This is a genomic window from uncultured Maribacter sp., assembly GCF_947495965.1.
GTDB lineage: Bacteria > Bacteroidota > Bacteroidia > Flavobacteriales > Flavobacteriaceae > Maribacter_B.
On record NZ_CANMBB010000005.1, the window covers coordinates 299,557 to 305,827 of the forward strand.

At 33.0% G+C, this 6,271-nt stretch carries 5 protein-coding genes; 1 reads left to right on the plus strand and 4 read right to left on the minus strand.

What is annotated here, in order from left to right:
• Positions 1-67: 67 nt before the first annotated feature.
• From Q0820_RS12155 to Q0820_RS12170, 4 genes are all read right to left on the minus strand, one after another.
• Entirely contained in the window at positions 68-925 is an 858-nt protein-coding gene (locus Q0820_RS12155) for an alpha/beta hydrolase-fold protein (RefSeq protein ID WP_298487911.1), read from the minus strand.
• 253 nt (positions 926-1,178) lie between these two features.
• Positions 1,179-2,066 (minus strand): bifunctional 5,10-methylenetetrahydrofolate dehydrogenase/5,10-methenyltetrahydrofolate cyclohydrolase, encoded by an 888-nt coding sequence (locus tag Q0820_RS12160; protein WP_298487912.1) that lies wholly within the window; start codon positions 2,064-2,066, stop codon positions 1,179-1,181.
• A 65-nt stretch (positions 2,067-2,131) separates the two neighbouring features.
• Complete coding sequence (gene ffh / locus Q0820_RS12165; RefSeq protein ID WP_298487913.1) at positions 2,132-3,472, minus strand: signal recognition particle protein; 1,341 nt, start codon at positions 3,470-3,472, stop codon at positions 2,132-2,134.
• A 138-nt stretch (positions 3,473-3,610) separates the two neighbouring features.
• Positions 3,611-5,368 carry a hypothetical protein gene (locus tag Q0820_RS12170; protein ID WP_298487914.1) on the minus strand — a complete coding sequence of 586 codons (1,758 nt, stop codon included), beginning with the start codon at positions 5,366-5,368 and terminating at the stop codon, positions 3,611-3,613.
• 109 nt (positions 5,369-5,477) lie between these two features.
• On the opposite strand from Q0820_RS12170, the gene Q0820_RS12175 reads away from it, so the two are divergent.
• Positions 5,478-5,990 (plus strand): sigma-70 family RNA polymerase sigma factor, encoded by a 513-nt coding sequence (locus Q0820_RS12175; protein ID WP_298487915.1) that lies wholly within the window; start codon positions 5,478-5,480, stop codon positions 5,988-5,990.
• Positions 5,991-6,271 lie beyond the last annotated feature (281 nt).

Genomic DNA, 6,271 nt, shown 5'->3' on the forward strand with positions numbered 1-6,271 from the left:
GCATAAAAAAATAGCTGGGTACTATTCTTTTACTATTTCTTTATTAGAAAAAAGCGTCTCCATAAAATTAATTTTGATGAAAAGTATTGGAAACAAACTCTAATACACTAGGTAATGCAGATCGCCAATATACCCAACTATGTTTGCCTTCCCTAACTCTGTACTCATGTGGAATGCCCTTCTTTTTCATGGCAATATGTACTAAGCTATTCCCTTCGTACAAAAAATCATCATCACCACAATCTATATACCACTTAACAGATTTTATTTGCTCAACAGGCTTAGATTCTAATAAATTCAAAGCATTATAATTTTCAAAATAGCTTTGTATCTCTTCTTCTGTATAGGATTTACCCATCCTTGTTATTTGTGTTTTTAAATCTTCTATAGTTAAAGGTCCCACATAAGCACTTAATGGACAAGAAGAAGAAAATAGTTCTGGATGGCGAAGTGCATACATAAAACTACCGCCACCTCCCATAGACAATCCTGCTACAGCTCTATATCTTTTTTCTTTTTTGATTCGATATTTTTTCTCTACATAAGGCATAAATTCTTCAAAAAAGAAATCCTCATATTTCCAATCTCCTGCATTAAAATACCCTCTTTCTCCAGTATTAGCATCAGGCATTATAATAATCATAGAAGTTGCAATACCTTCTTTAATACTTTCATCCGTAATGCGTAACACCTCTCCAAACTGTATCCAGCCTGTTTGGTCATCCCCTGCTCCATGCAATAAATAAAGTACCGGATAGCTACGTTCTGAAGTGTCATAATCTGGAGGTAAATAAACCGCATATTTACGTTCTCCTTTTAATATTTTACTTGGCATTTTTAGTTCATCATAAACTTTTCCTGTTTGGCTATAACAAGATATAGTCATTGCAAAACAAAGAATTACTATTGCTACAAGAGTTTTCATTTTTATATATTTTTATCATAAAAAGATACTCCTTTTTGCAACAAAAAAAATTTAAAATACTATTCTTTACTAAACTTTAACATGTAATTGCTGCTTTTTATAAAACACTCAAAGCAAAGCTAAAATATAGCACCTTTACTTTTTAATACAATACACCTATAATCTTAAAGGAAAGTACTTAGAAATAACTCTTATACCATAAAAAAGAAAGCCCTAAGAAAATCCTTAGGGCTTTATAAATTTTAAAAATTATTTATGCTTTAGAAGCTCTATGTCTTTCTCTTGCCAACAATGTATTTTTAAGTAACATTGCAATAGTCATGGGTCCTACTCCGCCAGGTACAGGAGTTATAAAAGACGCTTTTTTACTTACGTTTTCAAAATCTACATCTCCAGTAATACGGTATCCTCTAGGCTTAGATTCATCTGGTACACGTGTAATACCAACATCTATAACTACAGCATCATCTTTTACCATTTCTGCTTTTAAGAAGTTAGGAACTCCTAGGGCCGATATTACAATATCTGCTTGCGATATAATTTGCGTAATATTCTTTGTTCTACTGTGCGTTAAGGTTACAGTAGAATTTCCTGGCCAACCTTTTCTGCCCATAAGAATACTCATTGGGCGACCTACAATATGACTTCTACCGATTACTACGGTATGTTTCCCTTGTGTTTCTACTTTATAACGCTCCAGTAATTCTAAAATTCCAAAAGGGGTTGCTGGAATAAATGTACTCATATCTAACGCCATTTTACCAAAATTAGTTGGATGAAAACCGTCTACATCTTTATCTGGATCAACCGCTAGTAAAACTTTTTGTTCATTTATTTGAGGAGGTAATGGCAATTGAATAATAAAACCATCAATATCTTCATTCTGGTTTAATTCTTCTATTTTATTAAGTAATTCAATTTCCGAAGTGGTACTAGGTAATTGCACTAGAGTAGATTCAAAACCTATACGCTCACAAGAACGAACTTTACTTCCTACATAAGTTAAACTAGCCCCATCGTTACCTACTAAAACAGCAGCTAAATGTGGCACTTTTTCGCCTCTTTCTTTCATTTTTGCTACCTCAGCAGCAATTTCATCTTTAATTTCGTTTGATACTTTTTTACCGTCTAGTAATTCCATTTTCTTGCAAAATACTGTTTAAAAAAGGTGTGTTAACAACACCTATATATAGTTAATGTTTTTTTTTAAGGGCGCATTCCTTTCATATTACCCATCATTTGCATCATCTTTTTACCGCCACCGCCTTGCATCATTTTCATCATTTTACTCATTTGGTCAAACTGCTTTAATAATTGGTTTACCTCTTGGATATTACGGCCACTACCTTTTGCAATACGTTTTTTACGACTAGCATTTAAAGAAGAAGGTGTAGATCTTTCACTTGGGGTCATAGAATGTATAATAGCTTCTATGTGTTTAAAAGCATCATCATCTATATCTAACCCTTTTAATGCTTTACCAGCACCAGGTATCATTCCCATTAAATCTTTAATGTTACCCATTTTTTTAATTTGCTGAATTTGCTTCAGGAAATCATCAAAACCAAATTTATTTTTGGCAATTTTCTTTTGAATTTTTCTTGCTTCCTCTTCATCAAACTGCTCTTGCGCACGTTCCACTAAAGAAATAACATCTCCCATTCCAAGAATACGTTCTGCCATACGAGATGGATGAAAAACATCTATAGCTTCCATCTTTTCTCCTGTACCAATAAATTTAATTGGCTTATCTACAACAGACTTAATAGATATTGCTGCACCACCTCGAGTATCCCCATCTAGCTTCGTAAGTATAACTCCATCAAAATTAAGAATATCATTAAAAGCTTTTGCTGTATTTACAGCATCTTGCCCTGTCATAGCATCTACTACAAACAAAGTTTCTTGTGGTTCTATAGCTTTATGAATGTTAGATATTTCTTCCATCATTTTTTCGTCTACCGCTAAACGACCAGCGGTATCTATAATAACCACATCGTTACCATTTGCTTTGGCTTGTGCAATACCTGCTTGTGCAATGGCAACTGGATCATTATTATCTTTATCCGAATAAACATCTACTTCTATTTGCCCCCCAACTACATGCAACTGGTCTATTGCCGCAGGACGATATACATCACACGCTACTAATAAAGGTTTTTTAGACTTTTTCTTTTTTAAGAAATTTGCTAGTTTACCAGAAAAAGTGGTTTTACCAGAACCTTGTAAACCAGACATTAAAACAATTGTTGGTTTTCCTGAAAGATTAATTCCTTCGGTCTCACCACCCATTAATGCAGTTAATTCATCTTTTACAATCTTAACCATTAATTGGCCAGGCTGTAATGTGGTAAGTACATCAGAACCTAATGCTTTTTCTTTTACCTTATTGGTAAATTCTTTTGCTATTTTAAAGTTAACATCGGCATCTAATAGTGCTCTTCGCACTTCTTTAGTTGTCTCTGCAACGTTTATTTCTGTAATCTGACCATGTCCTTTTAAGACGTGGAGTGCTTTATCTAGCTTTTCACTTAAATTATCAAACATCTTCTTACTATATTAACAGGGAAGGCAAATTTAAGAATATCCACTGTAAGTGGGTAGTTTACAGGCAAAAATATGTGATACAAAAAGCGCCTATTGTTAAAATAGGCGCTTTTCTTAAAAAATGTGGGGTAAAAAGGTTTATTTTTTCTCTAAAACAAGGTGGTCATATCCTCCATTGCTGTTTTCATGTTTTAGTTCTAATCTATTTTCTTCTACTTCTAAGACTATATAATCATTAGCTAAAGGATAAAAATTACTATCTGCACCAAAGGTTATAATCATTTCTAACTTATTTTCGCTATTTCTATATACGAACCATCTTCCTGTACTTACCTCAACTTGGTTAGGATTATACACGGTTACTTTTCCATTAGTACTAAAAGAAAATTCATAATTTGCATACGCTTCGCTTGGGTCTTGGTTTTCTGAAAAAAGTGCAACTTCCCAAAGGCTATCGTTAAATAAACCTCTTATCCATACTACATCTTCATCATTTACATCATTATCACAATTTCTCTCTAAAATAAGTTCATAACCAGTTCCTGGAATTTCAAATTTTAAACGATTATCTCTAAGGTCAGACAAAGGCCATTCAAAGCTAACACCAGGCTCATTACCCATTGTTATAGCCATTACTAATCTTGCTTGTGCATTAAGTGTTATTTCCCATGTTCCTTCCGAAGAAACCTCTCCACTACTTAAGGTAACTACACCATCTGCCATAAAATTAAATTCGTATCCTAATAAACGATCTAACTCTTGATTATCTCTTTTTACTTTTTTAATTATCCAACTACATTCTTTTAATACTCCTCGCAATGTGTTTGGGTCTTTATCTATAACATCGCAGGCTTTCTTCATGATAATTTTATTACCACCTTCTGCAAATAATTTAATTTTTCCTCCCTCTAACTCATATACAAACCAATCTAAAGAAAAATCCAATAAGGCTGTAAATTCTAATTTTAATAAAACTCTATTATTAGAAACTCTTGTTGTCCACTCTCCTTCAATGCTATTTCCTTCTCTATCTTTTGCAGTTACCGCACCATTTGCAGCAAAATTCATTGCATATTCAAAATACTGTCCTGTTTGGTCTTCTTCATTTCTTTGCACATCATGTATTAACCATGGGCAAGCAACTAAATAAGCATCTAAACGCTCTTTAGAAAAATCATCATCATTATGATCATTATCGTCATCTTCATCACAAGCTTCTTTTGCACTTTCTATAGCTACCGCTAATTCTGCGTTGGTATTTACTACAACCTCTGTATTATCATATAATTTTAAAGTCACAGGAAAATCCATACTTACTAATTGGTTCCCTTCTAAACCTGTAAAAAACCTTCTTAATTGTCTATCATTTTCTACTGTGGCGTTTCCTGTTTGTTGGTTATTAACATCAAACGTAAAAACCGTTAAAGGGTATACAAAATCTATACATTCAATATCATCATCCTTACCTCCTTCAATACAATCTTTAGCTATTTCTCGTAATGCATCTTTATTAGAAATTGTTATTTCTGAATAATCTGCAAGTGTTATTGTAATTGGAAAAATAATATCTACAATATCCTGGTCTATATCTACTTTATCTAATAATTCTTCTACAGTTACTAAGTCTTCTTTAGAATCTAAAGTAACTTCTAGCCCATTTACATTAACAGTATAAGGGAATTCTATTGCAAAACAACTTACTCCGTCTACAATATTATCAAAAGAACCATCTTGTGATGCTGTATTTGTAATAAGTTTTGCTGCAGCAGAGCTTGCAGTAATTGACTCGTTTTCTTCTCCGTTAGATATTTCTTCAAATTCATCTTGACATGAAGTAAACGATATTGCAACTGCCAGTACGCTTGCAAATAATGTGGTTTTAAAAAACTTTCTCATAACGATTTGGATTTTTATTTGTTTCTACAACTCTAAAACAACCAACTTTTAAAATACCCTACTTAACCATTTAATTTTTTTAAAATATCTTTGACACAAAACCAATCCCTTGAGCAATAAAGAACAGGACAACGTATGTAAAGAAGAGGTATTTAGCTCTTTATTTTCTTCTCATTCTAAAACGGTATTTAATTACATATATTATAAATATGGTAATGAGGAAAAAGCGTATGATGCTGTACAAGAAGCTTTTGTTAAATTATGGGAAAACTGTAGTAAAGTAGTTCCTGCAAAAGCAAAATCTTATGTATATACTGTTGCAAATAACTTATATTTAAACGTCATTAAAGCAGAGAAAGTTCGTTTAAAACATAGAGACAAAGTAGTAACCACCACCAATGAGTCTCCAGAGTTTTTAATGGAAGAAACCCAATTTAAAGAAAAATTAGAAACCGCCTTAGATAATTTACCCGAAAACCAACGCACTACTTTTTTATTAAATAGAATTGATGGTAAAAAATATAAAGAAATTGCCGAAATGGAAGGTGTAAGCGTAAAAGCTATTGAAAAAAGAATGCACTTGGCTCTAAAATCATTACGTGAAAACATTGATGGAATATAATTTTTGGTTGAGGATTGTGGTTGATGATTGATGGCTGATGATTGATGGCTGATGGCTGATGGCTGATGGCTGATGGCTGATGGCTGATGGCTGATGGCTGATGGCTGATGGCTGATGGCTGATGGTAAGAAAAATTATCCCAGCGCAAAAATCTTGACAAACAAGAATTACTTTACATTAAAGAAGAGAAAATATACTTAGGAGTTAGGAGTTAGGAGTTAGGAGTTAGGAGTTAGGAGTTAGGAGTTAGGAGTTAGGAGTTAGGAGTTAGGAGTTAGGAG

Excerpts from the sequence above, each read along its gene's own strand:
- Q0820_RS12155 (WP_298487911.1), bottom strand. The coding sequence starts at position 925 with ATGAAAACTCTTGTAGCAATAGTAATTCTTTGTTTTGCAATGACTATA.
- Q0820_RS12160 (WP_298487912.1), bottom strand. The coding sequence starts at position 2,066 with ATGGAATTACTAGACGGTAAAAAAGTATCAAACGAAATTAAAGATGAA.
- ffh (WP_298487913.1), bottom strand. The coding sequence starts at position 3,472 with ATGTTTGATAATTTAAGTGAAAAGCTAGATAAAGCACTCCACGTCTTA.
- Q0820_RS12170 (WP_298487914.1), bottom strand. The coding sequence starts at position 5,368 with ATGAGAAAGTTTTTTAAAACCACATTATTTGCAAGCGTACTGGCAGTT.